Annotated in this window: 15 protein-coding genes; 9 read left to right on the forward strand and 6 right to left on the reverse strand. The window is 74.8% G+C overall.

Annotated features, from left to right (window positions below; all coding sequences use genetic code 11):
* Nucleotides 1–180: 180 nt before the first annotated feature.
* The gene (locus tag WMF20_RS15285) at nucleotides 181–705 is read left to right on the forward strand and encodes a hypothetical protein (protein WP_437614311.1); all 525 of its coding nucleotides are present in this window, start codon (nucleotides 181–183) and stop codon (nucleotides 703–705) included.
* Nucleotides 706–763: 58 nt separating this feature from the next.
* Here the strand turns inward: WMF20_RS15285 and WMF20_RS15290 are convergent, their stop codons facing one another.
* The gene (locus WMF20_RS15290; protein ID WP_437614313.1) at nucleotides 764–3,301 is read right to left on the reverse strand and encodes a hybrid sensor histidine kinase/response regulator; all 2,538 of its coding nucleotides are present in this window, start codon (nucleotides 3,299–3,301) and stop codon (nucleotides 764–766) included.
* A 532-nt stretch (nucleotides 3,302–3,833) separates the two neighbouring features.
* Here WMF20_RS15290 and WMF20_RS15295 point away from each other — a divergent pair.
* From WMF20_RS15295 to cheB, 7 genes are read left to right on the forward strand one after another with little or no spacing between them, the layout of a single operon-like run.
* Entirely contained in the window at nucleotides 3,834–4,217 is a 384-nt protein-coding gene (locus WMF20_RS15295; protein ID WP_129575051.1) for a response regulator, read from the forward strand.
* A complete protein-coding gene (locus tag WMF20_RS15300; protein WP_437614315.1) occupies nucleotides 4,214–6,424 on the forward strand; it encodes a chemotaxis protein CheA in 2,211 nt (736 codons plus the stop codon). The genes WMF20_RS15295 and WMF20_RS15300 overlap by 4 nt, the downstream gene beginning before the upstream one ends.
* A complete protein-coding gene (locus tag WMF20_RS15305) occupies nucleotides 6,421–6,858 on the forward strand; it encodes a chemotaxis protein CheW (RefSeq protein ID WP_129575053.1) in 438 nt (145 codons plus the stop codon). Before WMF20_RS15300 ends, WMF20_RS15305 begins: the two co-directional genes overlap by 4 nt.
* On the forward strand, nucleotides 6,848–9,385 hold the full coding sequence (locus tag WMF20_RS15310; protein WP_437614318.1) for a methyl-accepting chemotaxis protein: 2,538 nt from the start codon (nucleotides 6,848–6,850) through the stop codon (nucleotides 9,383–9,385). Before WMF20_RS15305 ends, WMF20_RS15310 begins: the two co-directional genes overlap by 11 nt.
* A complete protein-coding gene (locus tag WMF20_RS15315) occupies nucleotides 9,382–11,739 on the forward strand; it encodes a HEAT repeat domain-containing protein (RefSeq protein ID WP_437614320.1) in 2,358 nt (785 codons plus the stop codon). Before WMF20_RS15310 ends, WMF20_RS15315 begins: the two co-directional genes overlap by 4 nt.
* Nucleotides 11,740–11,749: 10 nt before the next feature.
* Complete coding sequence (locus WMF20_RS15320; RefSeq protein ID WP_437614322.1) at nucleotides 11,750–12,580, forward strand: CheR family methyltransferase; 831 nt, start codon at nucleotides 11,750–11,752, stop codon at nucleotides 12,578–12,580.
* On the forward strand, nucleotides 12,577–13,611 hold the full coding sequence (gene cheB / locus WMF20_RS15325) for a chemotaxis-specific protein-glutamate methyltransferase CheB (RefSeq protein ID WP_437614324.1): 1,035 nt from the start codon (nucleotides 12,577–12,579) through the stop codon (nucleotides 13,609–13,611). Before WMF20_RS15320 ends, cheB begins: the two co-directional genes overlap by 4 nt.
* 18 nt (nucleotides 13,612–13,629) lie before the next feature.
* On the opposite strand, the gene WMF20_RS15330 is transcribed toward cheB, so the two are convergent.
* Nucleotides 13,630–14,853, reverse strand: coding sequence for a putative sensor domain DACNV-containing protein (locus tag WMF20_RS15330; protein WP_437614326.1), 1,224 nt, complete (start codon nucleotides 14,851–14,853; stop codon nucleotides 13,630–13,632).
* A gap of 118 nt (nucleotides 14,854–14,971) precedes the next feature.
* Entirely contained in the window at nucleotides 14,972–15,910 is a 939-nt protein-coding gene (locus WMF20_RS15335; protein ID WP_437614328.1) for a Ku protein, read from the reverse strand.
* Nucleotides 15,911–16,142: 232 nt separating this feature from the next.
* Here WMF20_RS15335 and WMF20_RS15340 point away from each other — a divergent pair, with 232 nt between their 5' ends.
* Nucleotides 16,143–16,742, forward strand: a complete 600-nt coding sequence (locus WMF20_RS15340; protein ID WP_129575060.1) for a cysteine hydrolase family protein — start codon at nucleotides 16,143–16,145, stop codon at nucleotides 16,740–16,742.
* 69 nt (nucleotides 16,743–16,811) lie between these two features.
* Here the strand turns inward: WMF20_RS15340 and WMF20_RS15345 are convergent, their stop codons facing one another.
* From WMF20_RS15345 to WMF20_RS15355, 3 genes are all read right to left on the reverse strand, one after another.
* Nucleotides 16,812–17,357 carry a DUF3341 domain-containing protein gene (locus WMF20_RS15345; RefSeq protein WP_129575061.1) on the reverse strand — a complete coding sequence of 182 codons (546 nt, stop codon included), beginning with the start codon at nucleotides 17,355–17,357 and terminating at the stop codon, nucleotides 16,812–16,814.
* Nucleotides 17,358–17,379: 22 nt separating this feature from the next.
* Nucleotides 17,380–17,826: a BON domain-containing protein gene (locus WMF20_RS15350; protein WP_437614331.1), complete on the reverse strand. Its 447-nt coding sequence runs from the start codon at nucleotides 17,824–17,826 to the stop codon at nucleotides 17,380–17,382.
* A 323-nt stretch (nucleotides 17,827–18,149) separates the two neighbouring features.
* Complete coding sequence (locus tag WMF20_RS15355) at nucleotides 18,150–23,297, reverse strand: sigma 54-interacting transcriptional regulator (protein ID WP_437614333.1); 5,148 nt, start codon at nucleotides 23,295–23,297, stop codon at nucleotides 18,150–18,152.
* Nucleotides 23,298–23,403: the final 106 nt, after the last annotated feature.

The raw sequence follows: 23,403 nt of genomic DNA on the forward strand, positions 1-23,403 counted from the left end.
CGACAAGAGATGCTGGCGCGCACGCGGTAGAAACCATCCTGTAAAGCGCTGATGTGGGTAGGCGCTCGGGCCATGGCACGGTGCCAGAGCGCGAAGAAGAAGACGCTCCGCAGGGGCGACGGCGCTCGCCGTCTCGTTCGAGTCGGGGCAGCGTAACCTTTGTTGTCAGGAGAAACCTCGATGAAGAGCCTCAGCTTCGCAGCGATTCTGGTCACGGTGTGCGCGGTGGCGGCCTGTTCGGATGAGGGCGGCCCGGAAGGTGACGGCGGGGCGGGCGGTGGGGGCGGCGCGTCCGGCACCACCACGTCCTCCTCGAGCTCGACGGTCACGACGGGCACAGGGACGGGCGGCAGCGGCGAGGGCGGCGGCGGCGGCGGCGGCGGCGGCGGCGGCAGCGCCGACTGCGCCGCGCAGTGCTTCGAGGACAATCAGCAGGGAGCCGTGGCGTTCCTCGAGCTGACGCTCGAGGCCTGCGGTTGTGCGGAGGGCGCTACGTGTGTCAGCTCTTGCGACACGACCGAAGCCGAGACCGACGCCTGCGGGGACGATGGATCCGCCAACTTGCAGGGGCTCCGGGGGAACGAGGCGTGCCTGAACTGCGTCGACGGGCTCCGGGAAGACGAGTGCCTCGATACGTTCGCGGGGCAATGCGCCGCGGACGAGGGGTGCGCCGCGTACATCACGTGCGTGTCCGAGTGCCTGTGAGATCGTGAGATCGAGAGGGCGGCCTCGCGCCGCGCCCGGCCGGCGGGCGACGCGGTCGCTAGGCCTCTCCCCTCGATCCGGCGATGTTCGCGAGCACCGCGAGCAGCTCCGCCGGCTCGATCGGCTTCGGGACATGGGTGTTGAACCCGGCACGCAGGGCGCGCGTGCGGTCCTCGGTGCGCGCATAGGCCGTGAGCGCGACCGCCGGGGTCCGCCCGCCGCTCGCCGACGGGAGCGCGCGGATCTTGCGGATCAGCGCGTAGCCGTCCTCGCCGGGCATGGCGATGTCGGACACGAGCACGTCGGGCCGCAGCGCCTTGAGCGCGAGCAGCGCCTCGGCGGTGGAGGCCACCGCCGTCACGTGCGAGCCGCACTGCTCCAGCATCGTGACGAGGAGCTCGCGCGTGTCGTCCTCGTCGTCCACCACGAGCACGTTCAGCCCCTCGAGCTCCGGAGGGCGATCGGTCCCGCCCAGGCCGGGCAGCGACATCCCCCGGCGATCCCGGGCGTGGCTCGGCACCACCGCGAGCGGCAGCCGGACGACGAACGTCGCGCCCCGCCCCTCGCCGTCGCTCAGCGCCTGGACCGTGCCGCCGTGCATCTCCGCCAGGCTCTTCACGATCGTGAGCCCGAGGCCCAGGCCCCCGTGCTTGCGGGTGGTGCCGCTCTCGGCCTGCCGGAACTGCTCGAACACGTAGGGCAAGAACGCGGGATCGATGCCCTGGCCGGTGTCGGACACGACGATCTCGGCCGACGCCTCGGAGCGCTCGAGCCGGACGCGCACGGCCCCTCCGCGCGACGTGAACTTCACCGCGTTGCTGAGGAGGTTCCAGACGACCTGCTGCAGCCGGCCCGCGTCCCCCGCCACAGGGCCCACCCCGGGCTCGAGCAGCGGCTCGAGCCGCACCCCCTTGGCGTCGGCGGCCGGACGCACCACATCGAGCGCGGCATCGATCACGGCCACGAGCTCGACCGGCTGCACCTCGAGCCGGAGCTTGCCGGCCATGATGCGCGAGATATCGAGCAGATCGTCGATCAGCTGCGCCTGCGCCTGCGCGTTGCGCTCCACCGTCTCGAGCGCCTTCTCGCGCCGATCCTCGGCGAGCTTGCCGGTGCGCAGCATCCGGACCCAGCCGAGGACCGCCGTGAGCGGGGTGCGCAGCTCGTGGCTCATCGTCGCCAGGAACTCGTCCTTCAGGTGGCTCGCGGCCTCGGCCTCCTCCCTCGCCGCCTGCGCCGCGGCGAGCAGGCCTTGCCGCTCCTCCTCCGCGCGCTTGCGCGCGGTGATGTCGAAGAACGAGGAGACGACGCCGGCCACCGCGCCGTCCGCGCGACGGAGCGGCTGCGCGTTCACCGAGAGCCACAGGACCGAGCCGTCCCGCCGCTCCATGCCGAGCAGGACGGCCGACTGGGGCGCGCCGGTCCGGAGTGCGACCTGCGCGGGGTACATCTCGAACGGGAACGGCGAGCCGTCCTCGCGCACGAACCTGCACGCGGGATCCAGCATCGTCGACCCGACGATCTGCGCCACGGGCCGCCCGAGGATCCGCTCGGCGCTCGCGTTCGCGGTGCGGATCACCCCGCGCTCGTCCTGGAGCGTGATGCCCTCCTCGAGCGCGCTGATGATCACGCGGTAGCGCTCCTCGCTGTCCCGGAGCGCCCGCTCCGCCTCGAGCGCGTCGGTCTCGTCGCGCGTGATCAGCACGGCGCCGGCGGGCGATCCGTCGGCGTGCCGCAGCGGCGACGCGGTCCCGGCGAGCGCGCGGATCGAGCCGTCCGGGCGCGTCACGAGCCAGCGCGCGTTCTCGACCTTCTCACCCCGGATCGCGCGGTAGAGCGGGTCCTCCTCGGGGCGCAGCGGCCGCCCGTCCAGCGCGAGCAGCCCGCTCGCCCGGAGCGCCTCGATCGCGGCGCTCGCGTCCCGGGCGTAGACGCCGTGCTGGCGCTGGGCCTCGCCGTTGCAGATGCGCAGCACCCCGCGCTCGTCCGCGGCCATGATGCCGTCGCCGCTCTGATCGATGAGGGCGCGCAGCAGATCGCGCTCCACCGCGGCGATGCGCTCGGCCCGCTCGGCCCGCTCGCGGAGCCGCTTCGAGCGGAGGAGCGCCCCGACGCGCGCCGACAGGGCGGCCGCGGGGCAGGGCTTGACCACGTAGTCGTCGGCGCCCGCGGTGAGCCCCTCGACGAGGTCCTGCTCGTGCCCGGCGACGGTCAGGATGAGGATGGGGAGCCCGACCGTGGCGGGGCGCGACCGGAGCAGGCCGCAGATCTCGGTGCCGGACATGCCCGGCATCACCTGGTCGAGCACGAGGACGTCGGGGAGATCGCTGCTCGTCACGCGCTCCAGCATCACCGCGGCGTCCGTGAAGACCTGGACCTCGTGCCCGGCCGCGAGCGAGCGCGCCGCCATCTCGGCCTCCAGCGGCGAGTCGTCGAGGATCCACACGACGGCGCGCAGCGCGTGCTCGCTCGGCGGCGGCTCCGCGCCCGCCTCCCGGGCGCCTCGCCCCGCCGGAGCCGCAGCGCGCCGCGGCGAGGTGCTCGCTTCGCGCGCCGCGTCCGCGAGCACGAAATCCATCGTTGTCGGCCGGTTCATGGTTCTCCAGGAGCAGCAGGGACCTCAACGACCCTCTCCGGCGAGAGGCCGCACTCCGGGTTGAAACCGGGGCGCGGAGGGGAATTGGCTCTCCGCGAGTCGTTACCGCCCAGTCTCATCTGATCGAGAGCCCACATCGACGCAAGCCCCACGCGCGGAAAAGCGCGCTGCCGCGTTCCGCCGCTTCGCGGCGCCTCGATGGGCGCCTCCGCCGCTCTGGGCCGCGCTCGGGTTCTCCGGTTTGCCGCGCGCGGCGATCGCCGAGCCGGGCGCCGCGTGCTGCGGACGGCCGCGCGCGGGCTGCCGCGCGGCGCTGCGGCGCCCCGCGCGCCCTGGCCCGAGCGAGCGCCCCTCGGCGCCGGAGCCGGACGGACGCGGCGCAGCCGGCGTAGGCCCGAACGTGCGCTCCTCGTCTGCGCATCGCGATCCTCGGGGCCGGTCCGACGGGATTTCCCTGATTCGCTCGGGCTCGCTCCGGCGCGCGATTGACACCCAGCACGCGGGCCAGCTATGCCCTCGGCCGAGTGTCGCTGTGGCAGAGATCCTCGTCGTCGACGACAGCAGGGTAATGCGTGAGATGATCGTGGCCTGCCTGCGGGCCGAGCAGTACACGTTCGCGCACGCGGCGAGCGGGCTCGAGGCGATTGAGACGCTCTCGCTCAGGCCGTTCGATCTCGTGGTGCTCGACCTGAATATGCCCGATATCGGGGGGCTCGAGGTCATCGAGTTCATCCGGGGCCAGGACAAGCTGCGGAGCCTGCCGATTCTGGTGGTGACCACCCGGGGCGATGAGGAGTCGCGCGCCCGCGCGCTCGGCGCGGGGGCCTCGGAGTTCATGACGAAGCCGTTCACGCCCGACGCCATCCTGGCCAGCGTGCGAGCGCTCCTCGGGGAGCGCGTCGCGGGCGCGGGATGAGCGACGCGCTCGACGTGAACGAGTTCGTGGCCGGCTACCTCGTCGAGGTGGAAGAGCACCTCTCCGCGTCGACCGCGAACCTCCTCGCCGCCGAGGCGGCCCTCCGCGCCGGCGAGTCGAACCCGCGGGCGATCCGCGAGCTCTTCCGCGCTCTTCACACTATCAAAGGCCTCTCCGCCATGGTCGGCGTGGAGCCGATCGTGGACATCGCCCATGCGATGGAGACCGTGCTCCGGGCGGTGGACAGGGCGGCCGGCAGCCTCTCCGCGCCGTCGATCGAGGTGCTGCTCCGCGGGCTCCGGGCCATCGAGGAGCGGACCCGCGCCCTCGCCGGGAAGCAGCCGGTGCCGCCGGCGGCGCCCGCGCTCCTCGACGCGCTCTCCGCGCTCGATCTCGCCGCCGCGCCGTCGCCCCCCGCGCCGACGATCAGCGCCGACCCCGAGATCCTCGCGAAGCTCGGGCCCGGCGAGCGGGTGCAGCTCGCGCAGGGCGTGGCCGCCGGTCGGCGCGCGCTGCGGGTCGATTTCGTCCCGTCGCCGGCGCGCACGGCCGAGGGGATGAACATCACGAACGTCCGCGAGCGCGTCGGCAAGCTCGCCGAGATCGTCAAGGTCGTCCCGCTGTCGGTCCCGGCCAGCGACAGGGCGCCGGGCGGCATCGCCTTCGCGCTCCTCGTCCTCACGAGCGCGCCCGACGAGGAGATCGCGCGGGCCGCGGGCGCCGACGGCGTCCGCCCGCTCACGGTGGCGCCGCCCGTCCCGCTGGCCGTCGCGGCCCTGGCCGAGGCCGAGCCGGAGGAGCCGGCGGACCGGGAGCCCCAGCTACGCGGCGTGGTGCGCGTCGAGGTGGCGCGCCTCGACGACGCCCTCGACAAGCTGTCGGCGCTCGTCGTCACGCGGTTCCGGCTCGCCCGGGCGGCCGCCGATCTGCGCGCCCGCGGGGTGGACATCCGCGACCTCGCGGAGATCCTTCGCGAGCACGACCGCCAGCTGCGCGACCTCCGCGGCGCCATCATGCGCGCGCGGATGATCTCGGTGACGGAGCTCCTCGAGCGCGTGCCGCTCGTCGTCCGCGGCCTCGGCCGCGCGACCGGCAAGCAGGTGCGGATCGAGATCGACGCGGGCCAGGCGGAGCTCGACAAGGCGGTCGCGGAGCGCATCTTCCCGGCGATCGTGCACCTGCTCCGCAACGCGGTCGATCACGCGATCGAGCCGCCCGCGGAGCGGCGGCGGCTGGGCAAGCCCGAGGAGGGCGTCGTCCGGGTCTCCTGCTTCGAGCGCTCCAACAACCAGCTCGAGCTCAGCGTCGCCGACGACGGGCGGGGCATCGACCGCGCGCTCGTCGCGGCGCGGGCCGGCCGCCCCGCGCCCGACAGCGACGCGGCGCTGCTCGATCTCATCACCTTGCCCGGGCTGTCCACGCTCGACCAGGCGACGAAGACCAGCGGCCGCGGGCTCGGGATGGACATCGTGCGGCGCATCGCCGTGGAGCAGCTCGGCGGCGAGCTCTCCGTGAGCACGGCGCGCGGCGCCGGCACCACCTTCACCCTCCGGATCCCGCTCACGCTGACCATCGTGGACGCCTTCTCCTTCCTGTGCGGAGACCAGCCGTTCGTGACGCCCGTCGCGGGCGTGGAGGAAGTCATGGAGATCGACGCGGCCCGCATCTTCCGCGGCCCGGCGCCGGGCCGCGCCCGGGGCGGTACGGAGCTGCCGGCCCTGGGCCCGGCCCGGGGCGGCACCGAATTGCCAGCGCCGGGCCGCGCGCGGGGAGGTATCGAGTTGCCAGCGCCGGGCCGCGCGCGGGGAGGTACCGAATTGCCAGCGCCGGGCCGCGCGCGGGGAGGTACCGAGTTGCCAGCGCCGGGCCACGCCCGCGGCGGTACAGAGTTGATCGAGCGGCGCGGCGAGGTCGTGCCCCTGGTCGACCTCGGCGCGCTCTTCGAGCTCGGGGCCTCGTCCGCGACACGGGCGCTCGTCGTGCGGCGCAACGGCGCGCCCTTCGCCTTCGGCGTGACCCGCGTGCTCGGTCAGCAGGAGGTGGTCGTGCGGCCGCTCGAGGACCCGCTCGTCAAGGTGCCGGGCGTGTCCGGCTCGACCGATCTCGGCGACGGCCGCCCCACGCTCGTCCTCGACCTCGTGAGCCTCAGCGGGCGGCTCTCCGCCGGCCAGGGCGGCCGCGCGGGCCTGGTCCGGGTGGCTTCATGAGCGACCTGCACGTGGTCCTGAAGGTGGCGGACACCGAGTACGCGATCTCGGCGGCCGACGTGCTCCACATGGAGTCGTTCACCGGCGCGACCCGGGTGCCGGGCACGCGGCCGTACGTCGGCGGCCTCATTCAGATCCGCGGCCGCGTCGTGCCGGTCGTGGATCTGCGCGCCCGGTTCGGCCTCCCCACCGTGGAGCCCACGCTGGACTCGCGGGTCATCGTCGTCCAGCGCGGCGGCCGCACCGTGGGCCTCCTCGTGGACAGCGCGCGGGAGGTCGTCAACATCGCCGCCGACGAGCTGCGGGCGCCCCCCGAGGTCATGGCGGAGGAGAGCGCCGGGTTCGTGCGGGCGGTCGCGAAGCTCGGGAAGCGGCTCGTCATGCTCGTCGACGTCGGCAGGATCATCGGTGAGGAGCAGGATCATGGCAGTTGATGCAATCGCGGACATCGACGGCGCGCTCGCGCGGGCAGAGCAGACCGAGCGCTCGCTCCGTCAGGCGATCACGGCCGTGGCCGGCGTCGAGCAGGCGGCCGCGCGGCTCGCCGCCGCCGGCGCCGAGCACGCCGCCGCCGGCAGGCAGCAGGGCGCCGCGGCGGGCGCGCTCGCGGGCGAGATCGAGGAGGCGGCGGCCGCGGCCCAGGCGCTCGCGCGGTCGGGGCAGCGCGTCAGCGACGCGGTCGCCGAGGTCGCGCAGGGCACGGAGGGCATGACGAGCGGCCTCGGGGCGGTCGCCCCCGCGCTCGCCGGCGTCAAGGGCGACGCCGAGGCGCTCGCCGGCTCCGCGGAGACGACCGCGGCGGCGCTCGAGGAGATGGCCCGCTCGGTGAAGTCGGTGAGCGCCAGCGCCGAGGAGCTCGCGTCCTCGAGCGAGGAGCTCCTCAGCTCGGTCTCGGTGACGAGCGGGTCCGCCGAGGAGGCGGCGGCCCGCGGCGAGGGCAGCGCCGCGGCGCTCGAGCAGATCGGGGCCACCATCGAGGAGATGTCGAAGGGCATCGCGCGCCTCTCGGCCGACGCCCGGGGGGTCGGGTCGCAGATCTCGACCATGGCCGGCGCCGTCGCGGGCGTGAGCGGCTCCCTCGACCGCGTCGCGCGCGACGCCACCGAGATGGCGAGCGCGGTCGAGGAGACCGCCGCGACCGCGGAGCAGATGGCGCGGTCGATCCGCGGGGTGGCGGATAGCGCGAAGGCGCTCGACGCGAGCGCGTCGTCGACCGCGAGCACGATCACCGAGATCGCGAGCTCGGTCGAGGAGGTCGCGGCCACGGCCGAGAAGAACGCGGCGACCATCGAGGCCAACGCGGTCGCCGCCGAGGAGCTCGCGCGGACCGCGCAGCAGGTCGCGCAGAGCGCCGACCAGATCAGCGGGCTCGCGGCCGGCAACGCCGCCGCCTCGTCGCAGGTCGAGGCCACCACGCGGCGGATCGTCTCCATCGTCGAGACCGCGCGCACGACCGCCGAGCAGGGCGTCGAGACCGCGCGCCAGGGCGCGGCCACGGTGGGCAGGTCCATCGCCGGCCTCGGCAGCATCCGGCAGGCGATGGTCGACTCCGCGTCGGTCATGAAGGAGATGGGCAAGCGGGCCGAGGAGATCGGCGACATCGTCCAGACGATCAACCTGATCGCCGACCGCACGAACCTCCTCTCGCTCAACGCCAGCATCGAGGCCGCGCGGGCCGGGGAGCACGGCCGGGGCTTCGCCGTCGTCGCCGAGGAGATCCGGAACCTCGCGGACCGGGCCGCCGTCTCGAGCGCCGAGATCGCCAAGATCGTCCGCGCGCTCCAGGCGAGCGCCCGCGAGGCGGTGGCCGCCTCGACCGAGGGCGTGAAGGTCGCGGACGAGGGGACCCGGCTGGCGGGCGACGCCGACCGGGCGCTCGCGTCGATCCTGCAGGGGGTCGAGGAGCTCGGCCGCTCGATCCGCGACATCGACCGGGCGAACGCCGATCAGGTGCAGGCGGTGGGCGCCCTCACGCAGACCGCGACGCGCATGAGCGAGGAGGGCAGGGCGATCGCGCGCTCCGCGGCCGAGCAGACCAAGGCGGTCCAGGCGCTCGCGCAGGGGAGCGCCGAGATGCGGCGCATGGCCCGGCAGACGAAGGAGGCGACCGCCGAGCAGGCGCGCGCGCTGCGCGACGCCGTGAAGCTGAACGGGCAGCTCACGTCGAGCGCCGAGCGCGTGTCGCGGGCGATGGAGGAGCAGGCGACGGGGGCGTCGCAGCTCGCGAAGGTCGCCGCGCAGATGCGCTCGCTGACGCATCAGACCAGCACCGCCATGGTCGAGCAGACCCGCGCCCTGGCCGGGGTCACGGCGCTGACCCAGGAGGCCGCGGGCGCGTCGCAGCGGATGGTCGCCGGCCTCGCGGAGCAGGCCGGCGGCGCGACCGAGGTCGCGCGCGCCATGGACGACGTCCGGAAGCTGTCGGCCCAGTCGGCGCGGGGGATCGGCGAGCAGGCGCGGGCCGCGAAGCAGTTGGAGGCGTCCGCCCGCCAGGTCGCGCGGCTCGCGGCGGCGGTGACCTCCGCCACGGCGGACCAGAGCAAGGCGACGGCGTCCCTCGCGAAGGAGGGGGACTCCGTGCGCCGGATCGCCAAGCAGACGGCGCGCGCGGTGGCCGATCAGGCCGAGTCCGTCGCGGCGCTCGCGTCGGGCGCGGGCCGGCAGGCGGCGTCGCTCCAGGGCGTCGTCAGGGCGGCCGCCGAGCTGTCGACCCGGAGCGAGCAGCACGCCGCGTCGCTCGCCCGCCTGCGCGAGCCGGTCCGGGAGGTCGCCGCCGCCGCGGCACGGCAGGCGCGGGACTCCGGCGCGGTCGCGGCCGACGCCGGCCACGTGCTCGATCAGGTCGGCCGGATCCGGCACGCGAGCGCCGAGCACGCGGACGCGGTCGCGGGGGTCGCCGCCGCGGTCGCGCACCTCAGGGCGAACGGAAGCCTGCCCCACGCCCCGCCGGAGACCTCGTGATCTCCCGGCGCCCCGCGCTCTCCGTCTCGGACGCGGAGCGGCAGCGCGTCGAGCAGGTGGATCGGCTCGCCGCCTCCGGGCCCGCGGGGGTGCCGGCGCTCATCGAGATGCTCGCGGACCCGAGCTGGACCGTGCGGCGGTCCGTCGTCGCGTCGCTCGCCGCGCTCGGCGACGCGGCCGTGGGGCCGCTCTGCGCGTGCCTCTCCGCGCGGCGCGACAGCGAGGCGCGCGTCGCCGCCAACGTCGACGCGCTCGTCGCGTCGCTCGGCGACATTGACGACGCCGTGCTCGCGCTGACGCGGGACCCTCGCCCCGCGATCGTCGCCGACGCGGCGCAGATCCTCGGGCGCCGCAGCAGCGCGAAGGCGGTCCCCCGGCTCGCGGAGCTCACGTCGCACGCCGACGACAACGTCGCGGTCGCCGCGATCGAGGCGCTCGGCCGGGTCGGCGGCCGATCGGCGGTCGACGCGCTCGTGAGCGCCGTCACGAGCGGCAATTTCTTCCGCGTCTTTCCGGCGATCGACGTGCTCGGCCGCAGCGGCGACCCGCGCGCGATCGGCCCGCTCTCGGCCCTCCTCGCCGATCCGCGCTACCTCCTCGAGGCGGCGCGGGCGCTCGGCCGCACCGGCAGCCGGAGCGCCGTGGCGCCGCTGATGCGCCTGCTCGGGCGCCCGAGCGACGCGGTCGCGCGCGTCGCCGCGGTGGCGCTCGCCGAGCTGCGCGAGCGATACCGCGAGCGCTACGGGACGGCCGGGCCGATCGACGAGGCGCTCCGGGGCGAGGCGCCGGCGCCCGGCGCGGCGCGGCGGCTCTCGCAGAGCCTCGCCGGGGCGGATACGGCCGAGCAGGTCCTCATCTGCAGCGTGCTCGGCGCGATCGGGGGCGAAGACGTCCTGCTCGATCTGACGCGCCTGCTCGACGCCGAGCCCCCCGTCGCGAGCGCCGCGGCGGAGGCGCTCTTCCAGCTCTCCCGGAGCGCCGACTCCCGGGTGCTCGCGGCGCTGCGCGACGGCGACAGCTCCCGCCGGCTCTTGCTCCTGCCGCTCGTCCGGGGCGCCGCGGCCGCGGGCGACGTGGAGCGCTGCCTCGCGGATCCGGACCCGGAGGTCCGCGCGGCGGCGTGCGACGCCCTCGCCCGGATCTCGGAGCCGAGCTCGGCGCGCGCGCTGTTCCGGCTCCTCGACGACCCGAACCCCCGCGTCGTCCACGCCGCGACGACCGCGATCCAGTGCCTCGGCGGCCCCGACGTCGAGGCGCTCGCGATCGCCGCGGCCCGCGAGGGGACCCCGTCCGTGCGGCGGACGGCCCTGCGGATCCTCGCCTACTTCGCGCCCGCCTCGGCGCTGCCGATCTTCCTCGACGGCGTCCGCGACCCCGACCTGCGGACGCGCGAGCGCGCGATCCACGGCCTCGCGTCCTTCGCGCAGCCGGAGGCGCTCGCCGCGCTCGCCGCGCTCGCCGCCGACGCGTCGGAGCGGGTCCGGGCGGTGGCGATGCGGGCGCTCGGGCAGTCGCAGCGGGCGCCGCGCGTCGTCGACGCGCTCCTCGCGGGGCTCGGCGACGAGGACGCGTGGGTCCGCTATTACGCCTGCCAGGCGCTGGGGAAGCTCGGGTGCGAGGCGGCGGCCGGGCTCATCGCCGAGCGGCTCCGGGACGAGAGCGGCCAGGTGCGCGTGGCGGCGATCGAGGCGCTGTCGGCGATCAAGGGCGATCTCGCGCTCGCGGCGCTGGAGCAGGCGGCCCAGGCGAGCGACACGGACATGCGTCGCTCGGCGCTGATCGGGCTCGGCATCGCCGGGCGGGCGGAGTCTTTGCCGACCTTGCTCGGCGCGCTCTCGTCGCCGGACGTGGCGACCCGGCTCGTCGCGGTCTCGGCGATCTCCGGCTTCTCGTCGCCCGACGTCCTGCCGGCGCTCGTGCGCGCGGCGGGCGACCCCGACGAGAGCGTGCGCGCGGCGGCGACCGGCTTCATCGCGGGGCGGGCCGGGGTCGAGGCGACGCGGAGCCTCATCGCGCTGCTCGCGGCCTCGCCGGCGCAGGGCTCGCTCCTCGCCGCGCTGTCCACGCCGGTGCCGGGGCGCGTCGAGGGCATCCTCGAGGCGCTCGGGACGGCGGACGACGAGCTCTCGCCCGTCCTCACCGCGGCGCTCGCGCGGATGCGGCAGCCCGCGGGGCACGCCGCGCTCCTCGAGGCGCTCGGCCTGGCCTCCGCGCCGGCGCGGAAGGCGGCGGCCACGACGCTCGCCGCGGTGGCCACGCGGGAGGGGTTCGCCGCGGTCGAGCACGCCTCGCGGACCGATCCGGACCCGGAGGTGCGGCGCGTGGCCGCGTCGGTCCTCTCGCAGTGGGCATGACGCCGTGGGTATGACGAGCCGCCTCCCCATCTCGCCGCAGGTCTTCGCGATCTTCAGCGCGCTCATCGCCGAGAAGATCGGCATCCACTACGACGCGGGGGATCGCGAGCTGCTCGGCGACAAGGTCTCGGTGCGCGCGCTCGACGCCGGCTTCGACTCGCTGCTCGATTACTACTACTTCCTCCGCTACGACCCCGCGGGCGCGGCCGAGCTGGACGCGCTGATCGACGCGCTGGTCGTGGGCGAGACGTACTTCTTCCGCGAGCTCGCGCAGCTCGAGGTCGCGGTCGCGGAGCTCGTCGCGCCGCGCGCCCTGGCGGGGGAGCGGCCGCGGATCTGGTCGGCGGCATGCTCGACCGGGGAGGAGCCGTTCACGATCGCGATGCTCCTCGCCGAGCGGGGCCTGCTCGGCAAGGTCGATCTCGTCGCGAGCGACATCAGCGCGCGGGCGCTCTCGCGCGCCCGGGCCGGGGTGTACGGGCCGCGCTCGCTCCGGAGCAACGCCCCGCCGCCCCCCTTCGCCACCCGGTGGCTGGAGGTGACGCCCGATCGGGTCGCCGTGAGCGCCGAGCTGAAGGAGGCGATCGACTGGCGGCGGATCAACCTGCTCGAGGCGTCCGAGGTCGCGTCGCTCGGGCAGTTCGACGTCATCGTCTGCCGCAACGTGCTCATCTACTTCCACGACAACACGGCGCGGTGGGTGATCACGAACCTCGCGGGGGCGCTCGCCGCGGACGGGGCCCTCCTGGTCGGGATCTCCGAGTCGCTGCTGCGGCTTGGCACCGCGCTCGCCTGCGAGGAGCGGGGGGGCGTGTTTCTCTACCGGAAGACCGCTCAATGAAGAACCCGGCTGTCCGCGTGCTCGTTGTCGACGACTCCGCCTTCGTGCGCAAGGTGCTGCGGCAGCTCCTCGGCGCGAACGCCGCGATCGAGGTCGTCGACACGGCGATGGACGGCCTGGACGCGCTGGAGAAGATCGCGCGGCACAAGCCCGATGTGGTCACGCTCGACCTCGTGATGCCGAACCTCGACGGCATCGGCGTGCTCGCGTCGCTGCCGCGCGAGGGCGCCCCGCGGGTCGTCGTCGTGAGCAACTCCGAGGCGGACAGCGAGCTCGGCGTCAGGGCGCTCCAGCAGGGCGCGGTCGATCTCGTCGAGAAGCCGACGTCGCTCGCGACCGATCGCCTCTTCGAGCTCTCGGACGAGCTGGTCCGCAAGGTGCTCGCCGCGGCCGAGGCGCGGGTCCACCGCGACGGGCCGCGCCCGCAGCCGCCGCCCGTGCCCGGCGCGATCCCCGCGCTGCCGCGCGCGCGCGTCGTCGTGATCGGCACGTCCACCGGCGGCCCCCAGGCGCTGACGCGGCTCTTCGCGGCGATGCCCGGCGATTTCCCGGTCCCCATCGTCGTGGCGCTGCACATCCCCGCCGGGTACACGGAGTCCCTGTCGCGCCGCCTGAACGACGCGAGCGCCCTCTCGGTCGTCGAGGCCTCGGACGATCTCCAGCTCCGGCCCGGGCTCGCGGTCATCGCGCGCGGCGGGACGCACCTCGAGGTCCGGCGCCACCGGGACCGCGCCAGCGTCCGCTTCGCGGAGGCGTCCAGGGCGTCGCTGTACTGCCCGTCGGTCGATCTGCTCTTCTCGAGCGCCGCCGCCGAGTTCGGGTCGGGCGTGCTCGGGGTCGTGCTGACGGGCATGGGCGACGACGGCCTGGAGGGGTCGAGGGCGATCCACAAGGCCGGCGGCCGGATCCTCGTCGAGGCCGAGTCGTCCTGCGTCGTCCACGGCATGCCCCGCCGCGTGCTGGAGGCCGGGCTCGCCGCGGCCGAGGCGCCGATCGACGGGATGCACGCGGCGATCCTGCGGCACCTCTGACGCCGGTCGGCCGGCCCGTCACAGCGGCCAGTAAACGACCTTTCCCTCGATCTCCTGGAACGTGGCCGCATTGCCGTCCTGGGAGACGATGAAGGCGATCCGCTCCGGGTACCCCGCCACGAACGCCGCAGCCGCGCGGTGGCGGGTGCCGCGCGCGTCGAGGCTCAGGCTCACGTCCATCCGCTGATCCGGGGTCGCGGCGTACACCTCGGAGATGATCGACCGCGGCGGGGGCAGCTTCGCGCCGAACGCGAGCACGTCGAGGCCGTGGCTCATCACCACCGCGCCGTCGACGGTCGTCAGCCGGACGATGAGGTCGAGCAGCCGGTTGAGGCGCTCGGAGCTCTTGAACCCGTGGTCCGGGCCGCGCGCCGCCCCTTCCGCCGCGGGCTTCTTCCCGTCTGCCTGCCGCGGCTCGCTCGGCGGCTGGCTCTCGCGCGCTGCGGAGGCGGAGATATCGAGGATGGCCGAGCCGAGGCACAGGGCGGGATCCAGCCGCTTGACCTCGGTGTCGAACGGATTCCCCTCCTCGCCGAACAGCTGCGGCAGGCCCTCGCCCGGCCCGAGCACGACGAGGAGCCCGCCGCGCCCGAGCTCGACCATCCCTTCCACGATGCGCAGGAGATACTTGCTCACGCGGCGGCCGTGCGGCCTCGCGAGGTCCCGGACGACGGCCCGCTCGATGGAGTCGAGCTGGGGCCGGTTCTTCGGCATCCACGTCCGCACGGCGCCGCGCTCGTAGCGGACGATCTCCCACTCACCGCGGTACACGGCCACGACGCCGGGCTTCGGCACCACCACGCGCACGAGCTGATCGAGCTCGAAGGAGCGCCGGCTATGCGGCGTCGCGATGCCGGCGACCACGAGCGACCCGCCCTGCGGCACCACGGACAGGAAGGAGCGCGGCCACGCGCACGCCGAGGCGAGGTTGGCGACGTGCTCGACGTCGAACGCCACGGCGGAGCCGAACCGCACGAGATCCCAGGCGGGCTCGTCGAGCTCGAGGTCGGCGAGGCTCCCGGCGAACACGACGCCGACCGGGTTCAGCCGCCCCTCTTCCGTCGCCATGGACGCGAAGAACATCGTCTCGATCAGCTCGGTGAGGACGGCGGCAAAGGGGGGCGGCGGCGCCGCGTCCGGGTCGACCTTGCCCCTGCACGAGAGCGTCTGCGCCGTGAGCTGGGGCTGCTCCTGCAGATCGAGAAATGCGGCCGTGACATCCGCAGGATACTTGAGGCGCATGAGCTCGGTATACCATCCTGCGCCGTCGACGGTCAGGCCGACGGCTGCATGCGGGCTTGGCCCGCCGCCCCGGCGCTGAGCGCCGCGGCGGCGCGCGGTCCGCCCACGTCGCGCGGCATCACGCGGCCCGGCGAGAGCCGCTCGCCTTTCGCTTCGAGGACTCCGCCTTTCGCGGCTTCGCGCCGGCGCTCTCGGCCCGTTTGTTGTCGTTGGCGTCGTTTGCGTCGTTGGCGACCTTCGCGCCCTTCTGGCCGAGGCTCTTCTTGAGCAGCGCGATGAGGTCGACCGTGCCGGTGTCGCGGCGGTGCTCTTCCTCCTCCTCCGGCTCCGCGGGCGTCGTGGTCTGACCGGATTTCACCTTCTTCTCGATCATCTTCATCACGTCGTCGCGGTACTCATCCTTGTATTTTTCCGGCTTCCACTCGGTCGCCATCTCGGCCACGAGGCGCTCGGCCATCTCGAGCTCCCGCTTGCCGAGCCCCTTTGCGTCGACATCCATCTCGGGCAGGTCGAGCTCTTCATCGGAGCGGAGCTCGTGCGCGAACCGCAGCAGGTTCAGCACGAGCGCGCGGCCGTGCGGCCGCACCGCGGCGATGTGCTCGCGCGTCCGGATCACGACCTTCGCGATCCCGACCTTCCCCGTCTTCCGCAGCGCCTCGCGCAGGAGCACGTACGCCGTCACGGACGACTTCTTCTTGCTGTTCGTCGACGCGGGGGCGAGGTAGTACGGCTTCTCGTAGTACATCGGGTCGATCTCCGAGGCGTCGACGAAGTCGAGGATGTCCACGGTCTGCGTCGCCTCCACGTTCGCGCGGCGCAGGTCCTCGTCGGACATGACCACATACTCGCCCTTCTCGTAGGGATAGCCGCGGACGATATCGTCCCAGCTCACCGGCTCGCCCGTCTCCCGGTTCACGCGCTCGTAGCGGATCGGCGTCATGTTGCGCCGGTCGAGCTGCGTGAAGTGGAGCTCGTTGGGCTCCTCCGCGGGGTAGAGGGCGACCGGGATCTGCACGAGCCCGAAGCTGATACTCCCTTTCCAGATGCTGCGAGGCATGCGCTCTCCTTCGACCCGAGAGGTCCGTTTCAGGTCCGTGTCGGGAGGCAATGCAAGCCAGCGGCCGACGGCGCGATCCCGGAGGTCCCGCGCGCCGCGCCCGTCCAGGCCGCTCCAGGCCGGCCGCGCTGCGTCGCCGCCGCGGCCGGCGTCGCGTTTCGCCACAGCGGGCCGAGCGGAGCGGCGATTGCTGCCCCGCTGGCCCTGGCCCGCTGTATAACCCACCATCTCTATGCCGCGGCGGACCCACGACCTCCACGGAGCTGCGCCGGACAACAGCCGGACCGCGCTCCTCCTCATCGACGTCATCAACGACCTGGATTTCCCGGAAGGCGACCAGCTGCTCGCCCACGCCCTCCCGATGGCGCACCGCATCCGGGCGCTGAAGCAGCGGTGTCGCGACGCGGGCATCCCCGCGGTCTACGTGAACGACAACTTCGGCCGCTGGCAGTCCAACTTCCACCGGCAGATCGAGCACTGCCTGGGAGAGGGCGTCCGCGGCCGTGAGATCGCGGCGCTGCTGCGGCCCGGAGAGGAGGATTATTTCGTGCTCAAGCCCAAGCACTCGGGCTTTTACGGCACCACGCTCGAGATCCTGCTCGAGTCGCTCGGCGTGCAGACGCTGATCCTCACCGGCATGGCGGGGAACATCTGCGTCCTGTTCACGGCGAACGACGCTTACATGCGCGATTACCGGCTGGTCGTCCCGTCGGACTGCGTGGCCTCGGAGAGCGAGGAGGACAACCGCTACGCGCTCCGCCAGATGCAGCGCTTCCTCAAGGCCGAGATCGCGCCGTCCGACGAGGTCGACCTCGAGCGGCTGCCCGCCTGACGCCTTGGGGGGGACCGGGCGTCGGACGGGCAGCTGCCCGAGGTCAGGTGTCCCGCAGGGGCGTCACGCTCAGGCGACGGCCCGCTGCTTCGACGAGAGGCCCTCTTCGGTGAGGACCGCGATGTCGGTCGCGCCGCCGCGCTCCAGGACCTGCTTGGCCAGCGCGCGCTCGTTGCTGTTCTCGACGTGGACGGAGATCAGGATGTTGCCGCCCTTGATCTTGCCCTCGTACTGCTTGGCCTCGACCTCGGGAATGCCGAGCCCGATGAGGGCGCCGGTCACGCCGCCGACCGCCGCGCCCGCCGCGGCGCCGCTCAGCGCGGCCATGATCGGGCCGGCCGCGATGAAGGGCCCGAGCCCGGGGATGGCGAGCGCGCCGATGCCGGCGAGCAGGCCGATGGTCCCGCCGATCGCGCCGCCGGCGCTGGCGCCCGCGGTCGCGCCCTCGGGCGCCTTCGTGTTCTTCTCGTGCGCGAAGTCCCGCGTGCCGTGCTTGTCGGGGAACAGCGCCGAGATATCGCTGGTCATGAAGCCGGCGCGCTGGAGCTCACCGACGATGATGTCTGCCTGAGCGAGCGTGCTCACGAGGCCCAGGACCGCTTTCTTCGTTGCCATGGTGTCTTCCTTTCAGACTGGTTCAGTCAACGTCAACTTCGAGCTGGTTGTCGACCCGCTGGACGCCCGGGATCCCCTTGGCGACCGCCTCGATGTCAGCCTTTTCCTTGTCGCTCTTCACCGGGCCGCGCAGCGTGACGACCTGCCCGTTGGTGATGATCTTGACGTTCTTGGCGGTCATCGAGAGCGTGTCGTTCGCCACGACCGCCTGACGGATCTTCTGCGTGATCGTGCGATCGGCCTCGTTCTCGCCCTGATCCCCGGGGGTCAGCGCGGCGGGATCGCGATCGCGATCGTTCTTGTCCGTGTTGTCGGCGGCCGCGGGCGTGGGGTTGTTCGCCCTCTGGGCAACCTCGCCCGGCACCGTCGCGGTGTTGTTGTCCGAACGAGTGGTGCCTTCTGCTCTGTCGCAGCCAACCGCGGCAGCGACAGAGAGAGACATCAGCAGGAAGAGTTTCGCTGTGTTCATGCCCGGACCCCGTCGCAAGCCCCGGGCCACCTCGGGCCGAGAGCGCCTGTCGGTCCACGGCTGTGGCCGGGGCGGAACATGGACGCCGTTCCCCCTGAACATGAGTTGTCTTTTTTCTGCGCCGCATCGTGGGCGGCTCGCTCGCGCGGCGCGAGAGCGACGCGGAGCGGCTGGCGAGCTCATGAATGATGAAGGCCGGAGTGCCTCAGGTGGGGCGAACTGCCCCGTGCCGGCCGCGTCAAATTCAGGAGAACTTGCCTTCTCGGACGAAACCGAGCCGCGCGAGGTTGCCTGCGGCGGATAAGGAATGTGGGCGGAGGTGCTCAGTCGCCGCGGGCGCTCGTCGGGCCGCCGCTCGGGGGCTCTGCCGAGCGCTCGGTCGGGCGCTCTGCCGGAGACCCTGCCGGTCGCTGGATTCCGAGCCGCCGCAGCTTCCGGTAGAACGTCGCCCTCGACATGCCCGCGTCGCGCGCCGCCTGCAGCGCGTTCCAGCCGGTGCGCTCGAGGGCGGCGAGCAGTGCGGCGCGCTCGTCGGGGAGGGAGCGGGGCGCGCCGCGGCCGCCGCCTTCGCGCGCGCGCGGGAGGTCCACGTCGTCGGGGCCGATCCTGCGGCCGTCGCAGAGCACGACGGCCTTCGTGATCACGTTCTCCAGCTCGCGCACGTTGCCGGGCCAGCCGTGCTGGCCGAGCCGCCGCAGCGCCTCGCGGGAGAGCTGCGGGGCCGGGCGGCCGAGCTGCTCCGCGGCGCGGCGCACGAAGTGGAGCGCGAGCTCCGGCAGGTCCTCCAGCCGGTCGCGCAGCGGCGGCAGCCGGATCTGCACCACCGCGACGCGGTAGTAGAGGTCCTCGCGGAAGCGCCCGCGCGCGGTCTCGGCGAGCAGATCGCGGTTCGTCGCGCAGACGAGGCGGAAGTCCACGCGCACGGCCTCGGCGCTGCCGACGGGGCGGACCTCGCGCTCCTGGAGCACCCGGAGCAGCTTCGCCTGCACCTCGAGCGGCATCTCGCCGAGCTCGTCGAGGAACAGCGTCCCGCCGCGCGCGGCGACCACGAGGCCGGTCCGGTCCCGGTCGGCCCCCGTGAACGCGCCGCGGACGTGGCCGAAGAGCTCGGACTCGAGCAGCGCGGCGGGGAGCGCGGCGCAGTTGATCCCCATGAACGGGCCGCTCTTGCGCGGGCCGGCGAAGTGGATGGCGCGCGCGACGAGCTCCTTGCCGGTGCCGCTCTCGCCGGTCACGAGCACGCTGACCGGCGTGTCGACCACGCGGTCGAGCGTCGCGAACACCGCGCGGAGGGCGGGGCCGCGCCCCACGATGGCGCCGTAGTCGTAGCGGTGCTCCAGGGCCTGCTGGCGGACGAGCACCTCCTCTTGCAGCCGATCGATCTCGGCGGCCTGTCCGCGCAGGAGCTCCTCGACGCGGCGCCGCTCGGCCTCGAGCTCCACGGTGCGGCGGCGCAGGTCGTCGACGAGCCGCGCGTTGCGCAGCGCGAGCGCGACCTGGTCGGCGAAGGCGAGGAGCAGGTCGACGTCGGCGGGGGCGAAGCGGGCGCGCCGGAAGCGGTTGTCCAGGTAGAGCGCGCCGAGCACGCCGTCCGGCGAGCGGATCGGCACGGCGATCACGGAGCGGAGCCGCATCGCGTGCACCGACGCGTGCTCGCGGAACCGCGGATCGTCCTGGGCGTCCACGGTGACGACGGGCTCCTGCGCCGCGATGGCGCGCTCGGCGATGCTGTAGCTGAACTTGAGGTGGCTCCTGCCGACCTTCTCGCGGTCGACGTTGCGCGCGACGGCCACGCGCAGCTCGCCGCCGGGCTGCTCGAGCAGCACGAAGCCGCGTTCGGCGGCGGTGAGGTCGATCGCGGCGTCCATGGCCATGGCGAGGATGTCGGCGATCTCGACGGAGGAGTTGAGCTTGCGGAACATCGCGAGGAGCCGCTCGAGCTTGGCGGCGCGCTCGGTCGCGGGCTGCGCCGCGGGGCCGGCGGCCGCCCCGGGCGGGGCTGCGGCGTCGGCCGGGGCGGGCCGAGCGGCGCGGCGGCGGGGGTGCATCCAGAAGGCGTGCTGGAGGGCTTCCGGCAGCGAGCGCGCCATGGCGGTCCAGGCGGCGGTGGCGCGCTGCCGCTGCGCCGCCGCGGCCTCGGGCTCGCCGGCGAGCTCGGCGGCGTCGGCGAGCGCCAGGCGGACATCCGCGATGAGGTCGGGCTGGGCGGCGCGCTCGGCGAGGCCGAGGGCGCGCTCGAGGAGCTCCCGGGCCGCGGCGAGGTCCTGACCGGGGTTGGGCCGACCGGGGTTGGGGGCGGGCTGACCGGGGTTGGGCTGACCCAGGTTGAGCTGACCGGGGTTGAGGGCGGGCTGACCCAGGTTGGGCCGACCCAGGTTGGGCCGAACCAGGTTGAGCCCGCCCTGACCCAGGTTGGGCTCCCCCGGCTCGACGCCCGCCTGACCCAGGTTGCCGCCCCCCTCACCGCCGTCCCCGTCGAGCAGCGCCAGCCGCCCCTCCAGCAGCGCCGCGCGCGCCCCCAGGTCGGGCGCCTCCCGCACCGCCCCGTGCTCGCGCGCCCGGGCCAGCGCCGCCCGCGCGTCGCCCAGCGCCCCGCGCGAAAGGTGCGCCCGGCACAGCTCCAGCTCCTCCTCCACCACCTCGCGCTGCGCGCCCTGCGCCTCGAACCCCCGCCGCGACCGCTCGAAGCAGCGCGCCGCCTCCTCGGCGTCCCCGGCCGCCAGCGCGCAGTCCCCGAGCACCGACGCCGCAGCCGCCGCGAAGAACGGCGCCCCCCGCCGCGCGGCCTCCGCCTCCACCCGCGACGCCACGCGCCCGGCCCGCTCGAACGCCCCCACGTCCGCCCAGAGCTTCGCCAGATCGAAATCGAGCACCAGCACCAGGTCCGCCTGCCCCAGCGCCGACGCGAGCCGCGCCCCGCGCTCGTACGCGGCGAGCGCCTCCCCCAGCTCGCCCGACTGGTGGCACGCCGTACCCACGTTGAGGCTGCAGCGCGCCACCAGATCCCCGAGCCCGTGCTCCTCCGCCGTCGCGAGCGCCTGCCGGTAGCCGACGAGCGCCGCCTCGACCTCCCCCGCGCGGAACGCGTCGATCGCCTGGTACGACAGCGCGCGCACGAGCGCCCGCGGCGCGCGCCGGTCCCGGTGCAGCCCGGCCGCCAGCCCGAGGTGCAGCCCCGCGAGCCGCCGCTCGCCGAGGTAGCTCGCCGCGACCCCCACGTCCTCGTGCAGGCTCGCCAGCACCTCCGGCTCGTCGCACCACGCGAGCGCCGGCTCCGCCCGCGCCCGCGCCTCCGCGTGCGACCCGAGCCTCAACAGCGCCCGGCTCGCGAGATCGGCGAGGCACGCGCGCTCGCGCGGCGCGAACGACGGCGCCTCCCCGGACGCCTGCTCCGCCTCCTCGAGCCGCGCGAGCGCCGCCGTCGGATCGCCCAGCTCGAGCAGGCACGCGCCGAGCCGCACGAGCGCCGGCCCCCGCCGCGCCCCGAGCGCCGCGGCCTGCCCCTCCGCGAGCAGCTGCTCCAGCACCTCGCGCGCCCGCGCCGCGCGCCCGCCCCGCTGGAGCGTCGACGCGATCTCGAGCCGCGTCTCCGCCGCCGTGGCCGCCTCGAGCAGCGCCTCGGCCGCCGCGGCCCACGCCCCCGGGTCCGCCTCGCGCTCGGCGCGCCGCCCGAGGAACAGGCGCTCGGCCGCCGCCGTGTCGCCCGACAGCGCGAGGTGCAGCGCCTGCTGCTCGACCCGCGCCGGGAACGCCGCCGCCGCCCGCGCGTGCGCCGCGCGGACCGCCTCGCCGCCGAGCGCCGCCAGGAGCGCCGCGATCGGCCCCGCCCGCGTCAGCGTCCAGCCCCCCGCCGCGCGCGCCGCGACGCCGCGGGCCGCGAGCTCGGCGAGGTGCGCGACCGGCAGCCCGAGCGACGGCAGCGCCTCGTCCGCCGCCGCGCCGCCCAGCACGGCCAGCGTCGCCACCGCGTCGCGCAGCGGCCGCCCGAGCCCCCGGAGCCGCAGCGCGTACCGCGCGCTCGCCCCCGGCGTCGTCGCGTCGAGCCCCGCGAGGTCCCCGCTCTCGGCGAGCCGCCCCGCGGTCACCACCAGATCCGCGGGCCACCCGGCGCTCGCGCGCAGCACCGCCTCGGTCGCGTCGCCCAGCCCGATGGCGTCCATCCAGCGCTGCACCGCCTCGCGCCCGAGCGGCGGCAGCGCGACCTCGCGGGCGCTCCGCCCCGCCTCCGCGGCCACCGCGGCGAGCGGCGCCCGGCCCCCGCCGTGCGGGATGCGCTCCGCCGCGAGGAGCAGCACCGGATCATCGGGGCCCAGCAGCCGGACCAGCGCCTCGAGCATCTCCCGGTCCGCCCCGCCCACCTCGTCGGCGTCGTCGAGCACGAGCACCAGCGGCTCCGCCCCCGAGCCCGACCGCGCCCGGGTCAGGCGCTCGTGCGCGCGCAGGGCGCCGAGCGCGCCCGCGGGGAGCGCCTCCTCCCCGGTCGCGCGGCCGAGCATCGAGCGGACCGAGCCCACCTGCGCCCCGGCCCGCGCGAACCCCTCCACGGCCTCCATCCTGAGCTCCGCGCTCCACTTCGCCTCGCGCAGGAGGCGGCTCTTCCCGCAGCCGGGCTCCCCGGCGATCACGCACAGCCGCGGCCCGCTCTCCCCGCGCTCCAGCGCGGCGAGCGCCTCGGCCACCGCGCCGAGCTCGGCGTCGCGGCCGACGAGGTGGGGCGGCTCCGGCGGCGGCGGGGCCAGGGCGCGCGGCGACGCGCCCACCCAGTCGAGCACCTCGCCCGCGTCGGCGGGGCGGTCGCGCGGCTCGGGCCGCACGAGGCGCTCGGCGAGCGCGGAGATCGCCTCCGGCAGCGGCTCCGCGAGCAGCGGCGCGATCGCGCCGAGGGTGCGGCCGAGCGCGAACAGGTCCGCGCGCCCGTCGGCCGCCTCGCCGCGGATCACCTCGGGCGCCACGTAGCCCTGCGTGCCGGAGATCCCGTCGTCGGGCCGCTCGCCGACCCGCGCCGCGCACGACAGATCGATCAGCACCGCGCGCCCCGACGCGTCGACGAGGATGTTGGCCGGCTTCACGTCGCCGTGCCGGATGCGCGCCCGGTGGAGGAAGCGCAGGGCGTCGAGCACGTCGACGATCGCGGCCCGCACCTCCTCGAAGCGCCGGCCTGTCACGTACGCGTCGAGCGGCGCACCGAGCACCGCCTCCGACGTGAAGTAGAAGCGCGGCTCGCCGGTCTCCCGGAGCATGCCGAAGTCGTGCACCCGGACGAGGTGGGGATGGAACAGGCCCGCCAGCATCCTGAACTCGCCGCGGAACGCCGCCCGCTCCGCGCTGCGCGCGCGGCCGAGCAGCTTGAGACAGATGTCGCGCCCGAGCGCCTCGTCGCGCGCGAGCCACGCCGTGGCCAGCCCCCCCCGACCCAGCGGGCGGATCAGGCGGTAGCGGCGCGCGACCAGGGTCCCTTCGGCTGGGATCATCCGCGCAGTGTCTCACGGATGTGCCACATGAGACAGTGAGACGATCGATGAGACACTCTCGCCCGCGATTTCAAGACGATTTCCGATGTTTTTCCGTCGGCACCAG

The organism is Sorangium sp. So ce834, from assembly GCF_051521425.1.
GTDB lineage: Bacteria > Myxococcota_A > Polyangia > Polyangiales > Polyangiaceae > Sorangium > Sorangium cellulosum_D.

Excerpts from the sequence above, each read along its gene's own strand:
- WMF20_RS15285 (WP_437614311.1), top strand. The coding sequence starts at position 181 with ATGAAGAGCCTCAGCTTCGCAGCGATTCTGGTCACGGTGTGCGCGGTG.
- WMF20_RS15290 (WP_437614313.1), bottom strand. The coding sequence starts at position 3,301 with ATGAACCGGCCGACAACGATGGATTTCGTGCTCGCGGACGCGGCGCGC.
- WMF20_RS15300 (WP_437614315.1), top strand. The coding sequence starts at position 4,214 with ATGAGCGACGCGCTCGACGTGAACGAGTTCGTGGCCGGCTACCTCGTC.
- WMF20_RS15305 (WP_129575053.1), top strand. The coding sequence starts at position 6,421 with ATGAGCGACCTGCACGTGGTCCTGAAGGTGGCGGACACCGAGTACGCG.
- WMF20_RS15310 (WP_437614318.1), top strand. The coding sequence starts at position 6,848 with ATGGCAGTTGATGCAATCGCGGACATCGACGGCGCGCTCGCGCGGGCA.
- WMF20_RS15320 (WP_437614322.1), top strand. The coding sequence starts at position 11,750 with ATGACGAGCCGCCTCCCCATCTCGCCGCAGGTCTTCGCGATCTTCAGC.
- cheB (WP_437614324.1), top strand. The coding sequence starts at position 12,577 with ATGAAGAACCCGGCTGTCCGCGTGCTCGTTGTCGACGACTCCGCCTTC.
- WMF20_RS15330 (WP_437614326.1), bottom strand. The coding sequence starts at position 14,853 with ATGCGCCTCAAGTATCCTGCGGATGTCACGGCCGCATTTCTCGATCTG.
- WMF20_RS15335 (WP_437614328.1), bottom strand. The coding sequence starts at position 15,910 with ATGCCTCGCAGCATCTGGAAAGGGAGTATCAGCTTCGGGCTCGTGCAG.
- WMF20_RS15340 (WP_129575060.1), top strand. The coding sequence starts at position 16,143 with ATGCCGCGGCGGACCCACGACCTCCACGGAGCTGCGCCGGACAACAGC.
- WMF20_RS15345 (WP_129575061.1), bottom strand. The coding sequence starts at position 17,357 with ATGGCAACGAAGAAAGCGGTCCTGGGCCTCGTGAGCACGCTCGCTCAG.
- WMF20_RS15350 (WP_437614331.1), bottom strand. The coding sequence starts at position 17,826 with ATGAACACAGCGAAACTCTTCCTGCTGATGTCTCTCTCTGTCGCTGCC.
- WMF20_RS15355 (WP_437614333.1), bottom strand. The coding sequence starts at position 23,297 with ATGATCCCAGCCGAAGGGACCCTGGTCGCGCGCCGCTACCGCCTGATC.